The sequence below is a fragment of the Microbacterium sp. WHRI 7836 genome (genome assembly GCF_040223885.2).
GTDB lineage: Bacteria > Actinomycetota > Actinomycetes > Actinomycetales > Microbacteriaceae > Microbacterium > Microbacterium oxydans.
The window spans coordinates 2,671,186-2,685,690 of sequence record NZ_CP168171.1; the positions used below are offsets into that span (position 1 = coordinate 2,671,186).

16 protein-coding genes are annotated in these 14,505 nt (G+C 66.8%); 8 read left to right on the top strand and 8 right to left on the bottom strand.

Annotation, left to right across the window (positions count from 1 at the left end; genetic code table 11):
• Window positions 1–17: 17 nt before the first annotated feature.
• Window positions 18–221 (bottom strand): hypothetical protein, encoded by a 204-nt coding sequence (locus ABRP18_RS12735; protein WP_028503256.1) that lies wholly within the window; start codon window positions 219–221, stop codon window positions 18–20.
• A gap of 90 nt (window positions 222–311) precedes the next feature.
• Here ABRP18_RS12735 and ABRP18_RS12740 point away from each other — a divergent pair, with 90 nt between their 5' ends.
• A complete protein-coding gene (locus tag ABRP18_RS12740) occupies window positions 312–923 on the top strand; it encodes an NAD(P)H-dependent oxidoreductase (RefSeq protein WP_349884780.1) in 612 nt (203 codons plus the stop codon).
• A 6-nt stretch (window positions 924–929) separates the two neighbouring features.
• Here ABRP18_RS12740 and ABRP18_RS12745 read toward each other — a convergent pair whose 3' ends face one another.
• Window positions 930–1,430 carry a GNAT family N-acetyltransferase gene (locus ABRP18_RS12745; RefSeq protein ID WP_113681739.1) on the bottom strand — a complete coding sequence of 167 codons (501 nt, stop codon included), beginning with the start codon at window positions 1,428–1,430 and terminating at the stop codon, window positions 930–932.
• Between the two features lie 90 nt (window positions 1,431–1,520).
• On the opposite strand from ABRP18_RS12745, the gene ABRP18_RS12750 reads away from it, so the two are divergent.
• Window positions 1,521–2,531, top strand: coding sequence for a hypothetical protein (locus ABRP18_RS12750; protein WP_061017957.1), 1,011 nt, complete (start codon window positions 1,521–1,523; stop codon window positions 2,529–2,531).
• A 33-nt stretch (window positions 2,532–2,564) separates the two neighbouring features.
• On the opposite strand, the gene ABRP18_RS12755 is transcribed toward ABRP18_RS12750, so the two are convergent.
• From ABRP18_RS12755 to nrdH, 6 genes are all read right to left on the bottom strand, one after another.
• Window positions 2,565–2,924, bottom strand: coding sequence for a hypothetical protein (locus ABRP18_RS12755; protein ID WP_113681738.1), 360 nt, complete (start codon window positions 2,922–2,924; stop codon window positions 2,565–2,567).
• Window positions 2,921–4,006: a serine hydrolase gene (locus ABRP18_RS12760; RefSeq protein ID WP_113681737.1), complete on the bottom strand. Its 1,086-nt coding sequence runs from the start codon at window positions 4,004–4,006 to the stop codon at window positions 2,921–2,923. Before ABRP18_RS12760 ends, ABRP18_RS12755 begins: the two co-directional genes overlap by 4 nt.
• A gap of 203 nt (window positions 4,007–4,209) precedes the next feature.
• The gene (gene nrdF / locus ABRP18_RS12765) at window positions 4,210–5,187 is read right to left on the bottom strand and encodes a class 1b ribonucleoside-diphosphate reductase subunit beta (RefSeq protein ID WP_045263442.1); all 978 of its coding nucleotides are present in this window, start codon (window positions 5,185–5,187) and stop codon (window positions 4,210–4,212) included.
• Between the two features lie 50 nt (window positions 5,188–5,237).
• Window positions 5,238–7,382, bottom strand: a complete 2,145-nt coding sequence (gene nrdE / locus ABRP18_RS12770) for a class 1b ribonucleoside-diphosphate reductase subunit alpha (protein WP_349884781.1) — start codon at window positions 7,380–7,382, stop codon at window positions 5,238–5,240.
• Window positions 7,379–7,813 (bottom strand): class Ib ribonucleoside-diphosphate reductase assembly flavoprotein NrdI, encoded by a 435-nt coding sequence (gene nrdI / locus ABRP18_RS12775; RefSeq protein WP_045263440.1) that lies wholly within the window; start codon window positions 7,811–7,813, stop codon window positions 7,379–7,381. Before nrdI ends, nrdE begins: the two co-directional genes overlap by 4 nt.
• A gap of 6 nt (window positions 7,814–7,819) precedes the next feature.
• On the bottom strand, window positions 7,820–8,053 hold the full coding sequence (gene nrdH, locus ABRP18_RS12780; protein WP_045263439.1) for a glutaredoxin-like protein NrdH: 234 nt from the start codon (window positions 8,051–8,053) through the stop codon (window positions 7,820–7,822).
• Window positions 8,054–8,488: 435 nt separating this feature from the next.
• On the opposite strand from nrdH, the gene ABRP18_RS12785 reads away from it, so the two are divergent.
• From ABRP18_RS12785 to ABRP18_RS12810, 6 genes are all read left to right on the top strand, one after another.
• A complete protein-coding gene (locus ABRP18_RS12785) occupies window positions 8,489–9,652 on the top strand; it encodes an MFS transporter (protein ID WP_046749772.1) in 1,164 nt (387 codons plus the stop codon).
• The gene (locus ABRP18_RS12790; protein ID WP_349884782.1) at window positions 9,649–10,563 is read left to right on the top strand and encodes a sugar kinase; all 915 of its coding nucleotides are present in this window, start codon (window positions 9,649–9,651) and stop codon (window positions 10,561–10,563) included. The genes ABRP18_RS12785 and ABRP18_RS12790 overlap by 4 nt, the downstream gene beginning before the upstream one ends.
• 59 nt (window positions 10,564–10,622) lie before the next feature.
• On the top strand, window positions 10,623–11,381 hold the full coding sequence (locus ABRP18_RS12795) for an alpha/beta fold hydrolase (protein WP_046749774.1): 759 nt from the start codon (window positions 10,623–10,625) through the stop codon (window positions 11,379–11,381).
• Window positions 11,378–12,535 (top strand): acyl-CoA dehydrogenase family protein, encoded by a 1,158-nt coding sequence (locus tag ABRP18_RS12800; protein ID WP_349884783.1) that lies wholly within the window; start codon window positions 11,378–11,380, stop codon window positions 12,533–12,535. Before ABRP18_RS12795 ends, ABRP18_RS12800 begins: the two co-directional genes overlap by 4 nt.
• A gap of 83 nt (window positions 12,536–12,618) precedes the next feature.
• The gene (locus ABRP18_RS12805) at window positions 12,619–13,086 is read left to right on the top strand and encodes an Lrp/AsnC family transcriptional regulator (protein WP_045263434.1); all 468 of its coding nucleotides are present in this window, start codon (window positions 12,619–12,621) and stop codon (window positions 13,084–13,086) included.
• Window positions 13,083–14,477 (top strand): aspartate aminotransferase family protein, encoded by a 1,395-nt coding sequence (locus tag ABRP18_RS12810; RefSeq protein WP_046749776.1) that lies wholly within the window; start codon window positions 13,083–13,085, stop codon window positions 14,475–14,477. The genes ABRP18_RS12805 and ABRP18_RS12810 overlap by 4 nt, the downstream gene beginning before the upstream one ends.
• Window positions 14,478–14,505 lie beyond the last annotated feature (28 nt).

Sequence of the window (14,505 nt, forward strand, 5' to 3'; positions counted from 1 at the left end):
CGACGACGCCGCGCGGGTCACTCGGTGGCGTTGCCCGACCAGTTGTTCGAACGACGAGTGGCCGAACCGCCCTGGCGGAAGATGAAGGCGAGCGCGAGCGTCACCAGCAGAAGACCACCGCAGAAGGCGAGCGCCTGGAACGCCGGCAGCCCGAAGGAGATGCCCATCAGCAGGATGCCTCCGATGAAGAGGATCATGAAGAAGAGGAAGCTGAGGATCACGGGATCTCCTGTCGTCGGTGCCGTCTACCAGGATAGCCCGGACTGGGAAACCCCCTGTGCACGTTCTTCGAGGTCTGGTGTGCTCGGAGCATGAACACTCCCCTCACCGCCGTCGCTATCTCCTGCACGCTCAAGCCGTCTCCCGCGTCGTCCAGCTCCGACCTCCTCGCGACGCAGCTCCTCGACGCCCTGGCAGCGCACGATGTCACCGGCGACCTCGTGCGCGCCGTCGACTTCTCGCTGACCCCTGGGGTCGAGAAGGACATGGGTGACGGTGATGAGTGGCCGCGGATCCGTCAGCAGGTACTCGACGCCGACATCCTGATCTTCGTCACGCCGACGTGGATGGGTCAGCATTCGAGCGTCGCGCAGCGCGTGCTGGAACGCCTCGACGCTGAGCTGGGCGAGAGCGACGAAGACGGCCGCCCCATCCTGTTCGACAAGGTGGCCATCGCCGGCGTCGTCGGCAACGAGGACGGCGCCCACCACATCGCGGCGATCCTCTTCCAGTCGCTGAACGACGTCGGATACACGGTTCCCGCACAGAGCTCGGTCTACTGGAACGGCGAGGCGATGCAGACCACCGACTACAAGGACCTCGAGGAGACTCCCGAGAAGGTCGCGTCCGCGATCAGCACTGCCACCAGGAACGCCGCTCACCTGGCGCGGTTGCTCAAGGCGCAGAAGTACCCCGCGGAATGACGTCGATCAGGCCGTGAGGTCGAGGGCCCATTCGTTCACGGTCATCTCGGCACCACGGAACTGGTCCGTGACCGTGCCGTGCAGTGTGAAGCCGTTACGCCGGCAGACTCCGTTTGAGGCGGAGTTCTCGATCGCGGGACAGGCCATCAGGAGCCGCCGCGGCTCGGGGTGCGCACGGGCGTCGTCTATCAGGAGGGCGAGGGCTTTCGATGCGACCCCGCGCCCCTGCGCTTCGGGTCGGACGAACCATCCGGTCTCCCATGCCGGCTCATCCCTCCACACGACCGGCCAGTAGCCGATCGACCCGAGCGACATCCCCTCCTCGTCCTCGACGACGAACATCCGCGCTTCTCCGGAGGCGACCAGGCGCAGGTAACGGGCGTGGCGCTCCGTGATCTGGTCGTCGGTCTCCGGCCCGTTGAGGTGCGCGGTCATCTCTGGGGTGTTGGCGGCATGCAGCAGCTCGAGGTCGTTCTCGGACCAGGTCCGGAGTCTGAGGGTTTCCATGCACGGATCTTGCCACGGGCCGCCGACATCACAGGGCGAAGATCAGTTCGCTCCCGTGCGGTGTACTCGGGAGAGGTGTAGGTTGCGGAGATGGAGCCGATCCGAGTGGGGCTCGTGGCGGACCCGGCTTCGCCCACCGTCGTCGCACGTCGGATGACCGATCTCACACCGCCGGTCGCCGCGCAGGCCGACGGCTGGATCGTCGAGCTCCTCAGCGAGCCGTTCACCCTCGGATCCGAAGACGTCGACGTCGCCCTCGAACGACTCCGCGCGCACGCCGAGCAGAACCGGTGGGACCTCGTCGTCGGCGTCACCGAGCTCCCGCTTCGCGACGACGACGGTCGCTATCTACTGGCGGCGATCGATCCTCGACGCCAGGCCGCGGTGCTGTCCCTGCCCGCACTGGGCGGTTACCGGGTGCAGAGCAGGGCCCGCCACGCAGTGCGTGGGCTCGTCAGCGGAATGGCTGCTCCCGCCTCGCCCGAGGAGCAGCGTCTGCCGCTTCCCCGCCTCAGCGCCCGGGGGCGCGTGCTGCGGGGCATGGTGCTGGCGAACCGTCCGTGGCTTCTCGCGGCCGGCCTCAAGTCCGCGCTGGTCGCAGCCCTGGCCACCGGGGCCGTGGCGACGATCGAGCCGACGGTGTGGTCGCTCGCCATCTCGCTGTCCGGCTGGCGCCTGGCGGCCGCGACCGTTGCCTCCATCGCGATCCTCATCGCCTGGATCGTGATCGACGGCAGGCTCTGGGACCGCCCGGACGACGACTCGACACAGGCGCGCGAGAGATCCCGCCTCTACAACACCTCGACGATCCTGACGCTGACCATCGGCATCATCATCTGCTATCTGGCGTTGTACGTGGTGAATCTGGCGTGGGCGCTCTTCGTGCTCGATACGACCGTGATGAGCGAAGCGCTCGGGCGGACGGTCGACGTCGAGGATCTCTTCGTGCTCACGTGGTTCGTCGCATCGGCGGCGACGCTCGGCGGGGCTCTGGGCACGGGTTTGGAATCCGACGACGCGATCCGCGCCGCCACCTACTCGAAGCGTGAGGAGGATCGACGCGCCCGCCTGGCGGACGAGAGGAGCCGCGGGATCGAGTGATGCCACGGCTCCTCTCCCCGTCGATCGTCCGGGTCATCCGAAGGCGGAGATCGCCCCGAGTCCGAACACGACCGCAGACACCAGCCCGCCGAGCGCCAGGCGGATCACACGCCAGGTGAGTCGGCGGCGCGTCCGGATCCACGGGAGAGCGTCGACGCGCAGCACGAGCCCCACCACGCCACCGGCGGCGAGCGCGACGGCCGCGAACCACAGCGCGATCGACACGCCGGCCCAGCCCGTGGCGAAGTGCAGCACGGTGAACACGGCGAGGAGTCCGACGGATTCGGCGATGGCGGCCGTCCGGTCCGCGATCCGGAACCGCTTGATCCCCCACGCTCTGACGGCGTAGAGCGCGGAGAACGCCACGAGTGCGATGGCGAGGAACAGGTTCATTCGGTGATGCCCTTCTCGATGAGGTTCACAGCGACCCCCGGAAGCTGCGCCGCGGTGTTGGAGAGCACGATCGTGCCCCGGCCGCCCTCACGATCGAGGACGAGGAACGACGCGAAGCCTCCCGTCTGCCCGTTGTGCAGAGTCAACGTCGGGCCGTCCTCCTGATCGATGATCGTCCAGGCATACCCCTCGTCGATCCCACCCTTGCCGGGGTGGCGGTCCATGGCCGCTGCGCCGGGAACGGAACCGTCGAGAAGCGCACGAAGGTACTTCGTCATGTCGCCGAGCGTCGAGCGGATGCCGCCAGCGGGCGCGAACGCGGCGATCGACCAGGGCGCCTGAGGCACGCCGGTCGCAGAGTATCCGGTCGTCGGGTCCTGCAAGTCGGCCCCGTCGAGCGAGATCCTGCTCTGCGTCATCTGCAACGGGTCGAAGATCCGCTCCTGCAGGAGCGCCGGGTACTCGACACCCGCCCGTTCTGCGAGCGCCTGTCCGAGCAACGACATGCCCAGGTTCGAGTAACGGAAGGTCCCGGCGTCGGAGAGCTGCTGCCGGCCCGCCTGTTCGAGCAGATCGTTCACGCCGCCTCGGTACGGGTTGCTGTTGGTGATCGTGTCGAGCAGCACCCGCGGGGTGGATGCCTCGTCGAGGCTGGGGAGTCCTGAGGTGTGGTTCGACAGGCTCACCAGGGTCGCAGATCCCGCCGGAGTGCCGTCCAGGACCGGGAAGACCTTCGCCAGGGTCTCGGTCGGAGAGACTTCCCCGCGGTCGATCGCGATCGCGAACAGGTGGCCGGTGAAGGTCTTCGTCACCGAACCGATCTCGTACTCCGTGTCGTCATCGGCGCCGAAGCCGGTCGTGATCGCCGCGTCATCGGACCGCAGGTCGATGTACCCCACACTCAGGCGGTCGAGTGCCCCTTCGGCACGCGCGGTCCGCTCGACCGTCCGGGCGAGCGCAGCGTCGCCGCTCGAGTGCGGTCTGAGACTGGGGGAAGGTGGGGTCGCGATGATGCCGAGCGCGAGCACGATGCACCCCGCGACCGCGGCAGAGCCGATCGCGAGCAGGGAAGGTCTTGTCATACCTTCATGCCATCAAGGATCAGCGCCCCGCAGAAGTGCCCGCCTGTCATCGGATGCCGTTACAAAAGCCACGTGCTCGTGGGCTCCCCTCACGTTCGCGTCGCAGGTCGCTCATCTCGCAGAAAGGGCCGTGGGATGCGAACACCCCACGGCCCTTCTTCAGCCCCACCCGACCTAGGACGGGAGTCTGCCGAGACGACTTCTCAGAAGTCCCAGTCGTCGTCTTCCGTGGCCTCGGCCTTGCCGATGACGTACGACGAGCCCGACCCCGAGAAGAAGTCGTGGTTCTCGTCGGCGTTCGGCGAGAGCGCCGACAGGATGGCCGGGTTCACGTTCGTGACGCTGGAGGGGAACATCGCCTCGTAGCCCAGGTTCATCAGGGCCTTGTTGGCGTTGTAGTGCAGGAACTTCTTGACGTCTTCGGTCAGACCGACACCGTCGTAGAGGTCCTGCGTGTACTGCACCTCGTTGTCGTAGAGCTCGTACATGAGCGAGAACGTGTAGTCCTTGAGCTCATCGCGACGCGCCTGGGTCTCGTTCTCGAGGCCCTTCTGGAACTTGTAGCCGATGTAGTACCCGTGCACGGCCTCGTCACGGATGATGAGGCGGATCAGATCGGCCGTGTTCGTCAGCTTCGCCTTCGACGACCAGTAGATCGGCAGGTAGAACCCCGAGTAGAACAGGAACGACTCCAGCAGGGTGGAGGCCACCTTGCGCTTGAGCGGGTCATCGCCCTGGTAGTAGTCCATGATGATCTGAGCCTTCTTCTGAAGGTTCGGGTTCTCCGTGGACCAGCGGAACGCCTCATCGATCTCCTTCGTCGACGCGAGCGTCGAGAAGATCGAGGAGTAGCTCTTCGCGTGCACCGACTCCATGAACGCGATGTTCGTGTACACGGCCTCTTCGTGAGGAGTGATCGCGTCGGGGATCAGCGACACCGCACCGACCGTGCCCTGGATCGTGTCGAGGAGCGTGAGCCCCGTGAACACCCGCATGGTGAGCAGCTGCTCGTCGGGGGTGAGCGTGTTCCACGACTGCACGTCGTTCGACAGCGGCACCTTCTCCGGCAGCCAGAAGTTGTTCACCAGACGGTTCCAGACCTCGAGGTCCTTGTCGTCCTGGATACGGTTCCAGTTGATCGCCTGCACGCTGGAGACCAGCTTGAGTCTTTCGGGAGTCATTTTCTTCGTCGTTCCTCGGGGTTCGGCCGCGTTCTCAGGTCAGCAACAGGTCAGAGCATGCACGAGACGCACTCGGCCATGTCGGTGCCCTCGAGCGCCAGCTGACGCAGGCGGATGTAGTAGATCGTCTTGATGCCCTTGCGCCATGCGTAGATCTGCGCCTTGTTGATGTCACGCGTGGTGGCGGTGTCCTTGAAGAACAGCGTCAGCGACAGGCCCTGGTCGACGTGCTGCGTCGCCGCGGCGTACGTGTCGATGACCTTCTCGTAGCCGATCTCGTATGCGTCCTGGTAGTACTCCAGGTTGTCGTTCGTCATGAACGCCGCCGGGTAGTAGACGCGGCCGAGCTTGCCTTCCTTGCGGATCTCGATCTTCGACGCGATCGGGTGGATCGACGACGTCGAGTTGTTGATGTACGAGATCGAGCCGGTCGGCGGCACCGCCTGGAGGTTCTGGTTGTAGATGCCGTGCTTCTGGATCGACGCCTTCAGCTCGGCCCAGTCGTCCTGTGTCGGGATGTGCTTGCCTGCGAACAGCTCCTTGACCTTCTCGGTCTCGGGAACCCAGGCGCGGTCGATGTACTTGTCGAAGAACTCCCCCGACGCGTAGGTCGAGTCCTCGAACCCGTCGAACGTCGTGCCGCGCTCGATCGCGAGCTTGTTCGACGCGCGCAGCGCGTGGAACAGCACCGTGTAGAAGTAGATGTTCGTGAAGTCGATGCCCTCTTCGGAGCCGTAGTACACGTGCTCGCGAGCGAGGTAGCCGTGCAGGTTCATCTGGCCCAGGCCGATGGCGTGCGAGCGGTCGTTGCCGTCCTCGATCGAACGCACCGAGCCGATGTGGCTCTGGTCGCTGACCGCGGTCAGTGCCCGGATCGCGGTCTCGACGGTCTGGCCGAGGTCGTCGGCGTCCATCGACAGCGCGATGTTCATCGAACCGAGGTTGCAGGAGATGTCCTTGCCGATGTTGTCGTACGACAGGTCGTCGTTGTACGTGGTCGGCGTGTTCACCTGCAGGATCTCGCTGCAGAGGTTGGACATGTTGATCCGACCCTTGATCGGGTTGGCCTTGTTCACCGTGTCTTCGAACATGACGTACGGGTAGCCGGACTCGAACTGGATCTCGGCGACGGTCTGGAAGAACTCGCGCGCGTTGATCTTGGTCTTCTTGATGCGCGGGTCGTCGACCATCTCGCGGTACTTCTCGGTGACCGAGATGTCGCCGAACGGAACGCCGTAGACCTTCTCGACGTCGTACGGCGAGAACAGGTACATGTCCTCGTCGTTCTTGGCGAGCTCGAACGTGATGTCGGGCACGACGACGCCCAGCGACAGCGTCTTGATGCGGATCTTCTCGTCGGCGTTCTCACGCTTGGTGTCGAGGAAGCGCATGATGTCGGGGTGGTGCGCGTTGAGGTACACCGCGCCGGCGCCCTGACGCGCACCGAGCTGGTTGGCGTAGCTGAAGCTGTCTTCGAGGAGCTTCATGACCGGAATGATGCCCGAGGACTGGTTCTCGATCTGCTTGATCGGCGCGCCCGACTCGCGGATGTTCGACAGCAGGAGTGCGACGCCGCCACCGCGCTTGGAGAGCTGCAGCGCGGAGTTGATGCCGCGGGCGATCGACTCCATGTTGTCTTCGATGCGCAGGAGGAAGCAGCTGACGAGCTCGCCGCGCTGCGCCTTGCCGGCGTTGAGGAAGGTGGGGGTCGCCGGCTGGAAACGACCGGAGATGATCTCCTCGACGAGGGCCACGGCGAGCTTCTCGTCGCCGTAGGCGAGACCGAGGGCGGTCATGACGACGCGGTCCTCGAAGCGCTCGAGGTAGCGCTTGCCGTCGAACGTCTTCAGCGTGTAGCTCGTGTAGTACTTGAACGCGCCGAGGAACGTCTCGAAGCGGAACTTCTTGCCGTAGGCGAGGTCGTTGAGCTTCTGGATGAACTCCATCGAGTACTTCTCGATGACGGCGCCCTCGTAGTACTCCTTCTCCACGAGGTAGTCCAGGCGCTCCTTGAGCGAGTGGAAGAACACCGTGTTCTGGTTCACGTGCTGCAGGAAGTACTCCCGCGCGGCGCGCTTGTCGGCGTCGAACTGGATCTTCCCGTTCGCGTCGTACAGGTTGAGCATCGCGTTGAGGGCGTGATAGTCGAGACCCTCGTACGAGGGGTTCGCCTTGAATGCCACTGTCTCGGTCACTGAAGCTGCCACCGTCGTTCCAATCCGTCGCTCACGCGATCCACATCGTCTTGTGTGCCGAAGATCTCGAGCCGATACAAGTGAGGCACGTGGCACTTGCGGCTGATGATGTCACCGGCGAGGCAGAAGGCATCGCCGAAGTTGGTGTTCCCCGCGGAGATCACTCCGCGGATGTGGCGTCGGTTGCGCTCGTCGTTGAGAAACCGGATCACCTGTTTCGGAACGGCGCCCTTCTCGACGCCCCGCCCCGCTCCCCCGCCGTAGGTGGGGGTGACCAGCACGAAGGGCTCGTCGATGACGAGGTCTTCTTCGTTCCGGTGGAGGGGGATGCGTCGGGACGGGAACCCGAGCTTCTCGATGAAACGCGCGGTGTTACCCGAGACGCTCGAGAAGTAGACCAGGAGCGGCGCTGCGGTCGCGACGGCGCTCATGGTGCGTCACGCCAGACGGGACGCGAGCTCGTCGATCTTGTCGGGGCGGAAGCCCGACCAGTGGCCCTCGTCGGTGACGACGACGGGTGCCTGCATGTAGCCGAGCGCCTTGACCTGCTCGAGCGCCGTCGGATCTTCCGACAGGTCGAGGACCTCGTACTCGATTCCCTTGGCATCCAGGGCACGGTAGGTGGCGTTGCACTGAACGCAGGAAGGCTTGGTGTAGACCGTGATCGACATCTTTTTCGTAACCCCTCAAATCTCTGGCCTGCTTCTCATCAGGCTGTTTCCCGGTAGACCCCCTGCCGGGACTTCAATACTACATATGGGGACCGACATTGGGGGCGACCACAAGGGGTAGTAGTTACATCCGTGTAGTTATCCACCGTTCTCAACAGATACAACACAGGTTCTCCACCGTTTCTTCCACAGGCCGAGCCCCCTTCCGAAGGCAGGCGAACCGCGTGAAATCGCGGCTGGGAAGCCCCTGTGAGCGATCCATCCACAGGGGGCACGTTACGACGCCCCACCGACATTCGGATTCCTGTGGAATTCACCCTTCGGCGTGTCGCGGGCGTGTCGCGGATCGCCCCATCCGCGACCGGCCCCGCGGGCCGGTACCGTTGTCTGGTGGCGGGATATCGGGATCTTCTTCGCACGCCGGGAGTGGCGCGCATGATCGCTGCTCAACTGACCGCGCGCTTCCCCAACGGGATGATGTCGCTGGCGATCCTGCTGCACGTCGAGCAGCAGACCGGCTCCTACGGGTCCGCTGGTCTCGTCCTCGCCGCGACCAGCGTCGGCCAGGCGATCGCCGGCCCCATCACCAGCCGTTGGATGGGCGCCTGGGGCATGCGTCGAGTGCTCACTCTCACCCTGTCGGTGTGTGTGGTGGCCGTACTGTGTCTGGCTCTGCTTCCGCTCGAGGTGCCGGGGTACATGGCGCTCGGGATGATCGCCGGCCTCTCCACCCCACCGGTACAGGCCGCCGTGCGCACGATCTACCCCAAGCTCGTGAACTCCTCGAACCTCACCCCGCTGTTCTCCCTCGACGCGTCGCTGCAGGAGATCATCTGGGTGCTCGCGCCCGTCGTGATCACACTCGTCTCGACCCAGATCGGCACCGCCGAGGGTCTGCTGCTGGTCGCGATCATCCTCGTCGGCGGCGGCGCGTGGTTCATCCTCTCCCCCGAGGTCGGGCGGGTGCGCATCCCGCGCAGCCGCAACGCCCTCGGAAAAGTCGTGCTCAAGCCGCCCGTGATGCTGGCGACCGTGATCGGGTTCCTCCTGATCGGAGCCTGCGCCGCCGTCGAGGTCGGCGTCGTGGCGACCTTCGAGCACGGAAGCCTCGCCGCCGGACTCGTCCTCGCCGTGTTCTCGGCCGGAAGCCTCGCCGGTGGTCTCGCCTTCGGCCACATCCCCATCGGGCCCTGGGCCATGGCCCGCCGTCTGCTGATCGTCACGATCGGCCTCGGGCTGACGATGGTCATGCTCAACGTGTTCTGGCTGGGCGGCACCCTCATCCTCGCCGGCATCGGCATCGCGCCCGCCCTGGCGGTGCTCTTCGCGATCACCTCGGCCAGCGTGAAGTTCAGCGAGACCGCTGAGGCCTTCGGCTGGGCCGGCACCGGACAGCTCATCGGCGCCGCCGCCGGTTCCGCTGTCGCCGGCTTCCTCGTGGATGTGGGCGACTGGCGCGGCGCCTACCTCGCCGCCACCATCTTCGCCGCGGTCGGACTGATCGTGGCCGTCGTCTTCGTCCGTTCCTTCCCGGACCTGCGTCACCGCGACGCGAGCCCCCACCCCGACACCGAACCCCTGGCGGTCACCCCCTCATGAGCTCTCCCTCCTCCTCCTTCCCCGAGATCGTCTGCATCGGCGAGACCATGGCGCTGATCACTCCGACCGACTCCCGGCTCGCCGAAGCCGCCGAGGCGTCGGTCGGACTCGCCGGCGCGGAGTCCAACGTGGCCGCCGGCGTCGCCTCGACGGGACACCGCGTCGCCTGGGCATCCCGCCTCGGCGCCGATCCGCTCGGAGACCGCATCGCCTCCGAGCTCGAACGCCGTGGGGTGGAGCTGTGGGTCGAGCGCGACGACGCCGCCCCGACCGGGGTCATGTTCAAGGACCCGGGCGCGGAGTCCTCCTCCGTCTACTACTACCGCAGCGGATCAGCCGCTTCGCGCATGGAGCAGGGGTTCCTCGACCCCTCCCGCCTCGACGGGGTGCGCATCGTGCACACCACCGGGATCACGCCAGCACTGTCGGCCTCGTGCCGGCAGATGGTCGACCGACTCTTCACCGATGCACGCGCAGCCGGCGCCCTCGTGTCGTTCGATGTGAACGACCGTCGTCCCCTGTGGAGCAGGGACGATGCCGCCGAGACGCTCGCCCGCCTCGCCGATGCCGCGGACATCACCTTCGTCGGCCGCGATGAGGCCGAGCGCATCTGGGGGACGGTGACCCCGACCGAGATCCGTGCGTTCCTGCCGAACTGCGCCCTGCTCATCGTCAAGGACGGCGATGTCGGCGCCACGGCGTTCGAGGGGGAAGCCGAGCCTGTCTTCGTACCCGCCCCCGTGGTCGACGTCGTCGAGCCGGTCGGCGCCGGGGATGCCTTCGCCTCCGGTTTCCTCGCGGCGACCCTCGACGGAGAAGACCTCACCTCACGCCTCTCCGCCGGTCACGCGGCCGCGGGGCGCGTGCTGACCATCGCGGCCGACCTCCCTCCTCTGGTGCCACTGCGCTGATGCGCGCGAGACTGCGCGCTCCGGGGACCCCGGCACGTCCCCGGTCATAGGCTGGGGGCATGGCCGCACCGCTCACTCTTCCCCGCCTCTCGTGGGGGTCGCCGTCGGCCTCCCGTCGCGCCCTTCTGGTGCACGGTCTCGGGTCTTCAGGCGCACTGATGTGGCGTCTCGGCGACGCTCTCGCCGACGCGGGCTGGCACGCGACCGCCGTCGACCTCCGCGGCCACGGCGACGCTCCGCGTTCCCTCGACTACTCGGTCTCCGCCTATGGGGCCGACCTCGCCGAGACCATCCCCGACGGCGACCGTGCCTGGGATGCCGTCATCGGTCACTCGCTCGGTGGCGCGGCCAGCACGGTCGCCGCGGCCTCCAGCCCGGAGTGGACCCGGCGCCTCGTGCTCATCGACCCGGCGATCCACGTGGACGGTCGCGACGCCGCGATCATCCGCCGGAGCCAGGAACGCGCGTTCGCCGACACCCGGATCGAGGTCGTGCAGCAGGAGCATCCGCACTGGCATCCGCAGGATCAGGAGCTCAAGGTCGACGCCGTGCGGCGTGCGAGCGCGTGGGCCGTGGAGCAGACCAGCGCCCAGAATCGACCGTGGGACGTGCGCGCAGAAGCGGCGCGCCTGACGGTCCCCACGCACGTGATCGGCGCGGATCCCGCCGTCTACAGCATCTTCACGGGAGAGCTCGCCGACGAGGTGCTCGCCGCGAACCCCCTCATCTCCCTATCGGTGGTCGAGGGTGCAGGGCACTCCCTGCACCGCGACCGCCCGGAGGAATCGGTACGGCAGCTTCTGGAGGCACTGGCATGACATTCGATCCCGCAGCATTCCTTCCCGACGCCCTCCTCGAGCGCATCCGCGAGCGCGCGCCGATCCACGACCGCGAGAACACCTTCCCTCAGCAGGACCTGGACGAGCTGCGGGCTGCCGGGTACCTGTCGATCCTGGTGCCACGAGAGCGCGGTGGCGCGGGACTCGAGCTCGCCGAGGCCGCGCTCCTGCAGCAGCGCCTGGCGGGGGCGGCCCCGGCGACAGCCCTGGCCATCAACATGCACCTCGTCTGGACGGGCGTCGCGAAGGTCTTCTCCGACCGCGGGGTCCCCGGCCTCGAGTTCGTGCAGGACGGCGCCGTCGCTGGTGAGGTCTTCGCGTTCGGCATCAGCGAGGGCGGCAACGACCTGGTGCTGTTCGGCAGCGACACGGCGGCTGTGCCGGACGGGGACGGCGGCTACTCCTTCACGGGAACGAAGATCTTCACCTCCCTCGCCCCGGTCTGGACGCGCCTGGGCCTGCACGGTCTCGACACCACCAGCCCCGATGCCCCGAAGCTGGTCTTCGCCTTCGTTGAGCGCACGGATGCCGTCACCACCTCCGACGACTGGGACACCCTCGGCATGCGGGGCACGCAGAGCAGGACCACCCGGCTGAACGGCGCCGTGTCCGACGCCGCCCACGTCGTGCGACGCATCGATCCGGGGCCCAGCCCCGACCCGATCGTGTTCGGGATCTTCTCGGTCTTCGAGATCCTGCTCGCCTCCGTCTACACGGGGATCGCCCGGCGAGCGTTGGAGCTCGCGGTGGCCACGGCGCAGAAGCGGCATTCGAAGAAGACCGGGCTCGCGTACAGCCAGGATCCCGACATCCGCTGGCGCATCGCCGACATGGCCATCGCCTACGACGCGCTGCCCCCGCAGATCGCCGCGCTCGCACGCGATGTGGATGAGCGCATCGATCACGGCGCGCGGTGGTTCCCCCAGCTCTCCGGTGTCAAGCATCGGGCGATCACGATGGCCAAGCACGTCGTCGACGAGGCGATGCTCGTCGCCGGCGGCGGGTCGTACTTCTCGGCCAATGAACTCTCGCGCCTCTACCGCGACGTTCTGGCCGGAGCGTTCCACCCGTCCGACCCCGAGTCCGCGCACTCCACGGCGGCGAGCGCCTGGCTGGGACCGCTCGAGAGCTGAGATTCCTGCCGATTCCGCTGGACGAATAGCCAGATTCCACGAAATCGGTTGCTCAGCGCATCGTGGAGTGCGAGGATCGCACCATGAGTCCGGCGAAGAAGCACCCTTCCCTCGATGCGGTCTCGAAGACGATCGTCGAGCTGCTCCAGGAGGACGGACGACGTTCGTACTCCGAGATCGGCCGCACCGTCGGGATGAGCGAAGCCGCCGTGCGCCAGCGCGTGCAGCGGCTCACCGAGTCCGGCGTGATGCAGATCGTCGCCGTCACCGACCCGATGCAGCTGGGCTTCCACCGCCAGGCCATGATCGGCGTGCGCGTGTCCGGCGACGCCCGCCGCGTCGCCGAGGCCATCGCCGCCATCGACGCCGTCGACTATGTGGTCATCACGGTCGGATCCTTCGATGTCCTCGCCGAGGTGGTCTGCGAGGACGACGACGACCTGCTCGCGCTGATCAACGACGTCATCCGCCCGATCGACGGCGTCCTCTCCACCGAAACCTTCATCTATGCCAAGCTGCAGAAGCAGCTCTACAACTGGGGGACCAGATGAGCACCGCACGCACCATACCTTCCGAGTCCGCGCTGCAGACGATGGCGAAGGACCATCTCTGGATGCACTTCACCCGGCAGTCCACGATGGCCGAGTCTGGCGTGCCCATCATCGTCAAGGGCGAGGGGCACCGCATCTGGGATGCCAAGGGCAAGGAGTACTTCGACGGGCTCGCCGGCCTCTTCGTCGTGAACGCAGGGCACGGTCGACGTCGACTGGCCGAGGCTGCCGCGGCGCAGGCTTCCGAGCTGGCGTTCTTCCCCCTGTGGTCGTACGCGCACCCGGCCGCGATCGAGTTGGCCGATCGTCTCGCCGACGAGGCGCCGGGCGACCTCAACAAGGTCTTCTTCTCCACCGGCGGCGGCGAGGCGGTCGAGACCGCGTTCAAGCTCGCCAAGCACTACTGGAAGCTGCAGGGCAAGCCCGCCAAGCACAAGGTCATCTCGCGGTCGGTGGCCTATCACGGCACGCCGCAGGGAGCCCTGGCGATCACCGGCATCCCCGCGATGAAGTCGATGTTCGAGCCGATCACCCCCGGTGGCTTCCGCGTGCCGAACACCAACTTCTACCGCGCGGCCGAGATGGGCGGACCCGCCGACGACCTCGAAGCGTTCGGACGCTGGGCGGCCGACCGCATCGAGGAGATGATCCTCTTCGAAGGCGCCGACACGGTCGCCGCGGTCTTCCTGGAGCCGGTGCAGAACTCCGGCGGCTGCTTCCCGCCCCCTCCCGGCTACTTCGCCAGGGTGCGCGAGATCTGCGACCGCCACGACGTGCTGCTCGTCTCGGACGAGGTCATCTGCGCCTTCGGGCGTCTCGGTCACACCTTCGCCTGCACCGGTCTCGGCTACGTGCCCGACATGATCACCTGTGCCAAGGGCATGACCAGCGGATACTCCCCGATCGGCGCGACGATCGTCAGCGACCGCATCTACGAGCCCTTCTCGAAGGGCGACCTGTCCTTCCCGCACGGCTACACGTTCGGCGGGCACCCGGTGTCAGCCGCGGTCGCACTGGAGAACCTCGCGATCTTCGACGAGGAGGGACTGAACGCGCACGTGCGGGAGAACTCCCCGCTGTTCCGTGCAGAGCTCGAGAAGCTGCTCGACCTGCCGCTGGTCGGCGACGTGCGCGGCGACGGCTACTTCTTCGGCATCGAGCTCGTGAAGGACAAGGGCACGAAGGAGACCTTCGACGATGCCGAGTCCGAGCGGCTGCTGCGCGGCTTCCTGTCCCCCGCCCTGTTCGAGGCCGGGCTGTACTGTCGCGCCGACGACCGCGGCGACCCCGTGATCCAGCTCGCGCCGCCGCTCACGGTCGGACCGTCCGAGTTCCGGGAGATCGAGCAGATCCTGCGGGATGTGCTGACGCGCGCGCAGTCCGTACTCTGACCGTCCCGGCCACGACGGCGCCACGACG